Raw genomic sequence first — 781 nt, 5'->3', positions numbered from 1 at the left:
TGAAGCTTTCTTCAAAATACAACCTTACCCCATCCACAAGCCTATAATTTGACTGATGATGACGCCTTAACGTAATATTTAAAGTTCCGGTGTTATTCACGCTGAAGGTCCCGTTGGTGAATTCTTTACCTGAATCTTTTTTATGCGTCTCTTTAAACGTGAAAACAGGACCATCTAATGCATTCTGAACAAACATGGACTGGTTGGGCTGCAGGAATTTAGTGACCAGCGAACCGTCAGGCACCGGATCAAACACAGGCCCCTGCATATCTAAAGCCGCATAGCCCCCGTGAACCCCAAGGTTAGGATCATAAATCCATACGGCACTGGTGTTGATGCCTATTAGGTCAGCATCAAATAAAAGGGTTTCAATATCCACCTGGGCCTGGTAAGGATTGGCGATTAAACTAAAATCTCCAAGGTTAGGTGCAATACTAACTACAGGGAAATTACCCGTGACCAGTTCACCTGTAAAACGCAAAGTGGTTGCCGAGCCGAGTTGTGTGTTGTTGAGATTTAAATCGAGTTCACGCCCACCACGCACCATCAGGGCATAGGCTTCTCCAGTATTCAATTGTTTAGAGTTAGTATTGGGAATGGCGTTCCACTGCTGAGTTGACGGATTCCAGGAATACATGGAAGCGTTGCCTGTTTGGGTGGCATCAAACCCATTGGCAATGGCATTAGTGCCTGTGATATGCGTCCCGAAACCTTCAATCTCACTCACTCCTGGGTAGTTTGTATAATCGGTGACCTGAAAGCCTTCCTGAAGATTGTCCTG

1 pseudogene is annotated in these 781 nt (G+C 45.6%); it reads right to left on the bottom strand.

Features of this window, described 5'->3' with window-relative positions:
- A pseudogene (locus G3567_RS13230) lies at positions 1-781 on the bottom strand (T9SS type A sorting domain-containing protein); the annotation flags it as partial.

The organism is Psychroflexus aurantiacus, assembly GCF_010820555.1.
In the GTDB taxonomy this organism is placed as follows: domain Bacteria; phylum Bacteroidota; class Bacteroidia; order Flavobacteriales; family Flavobacteriaceae; genus Psychroflexus; species Psychroflexus aurantiacus.
This window is presented reverse-complemented; position numbering and strand designations above follow the sequence as displayed.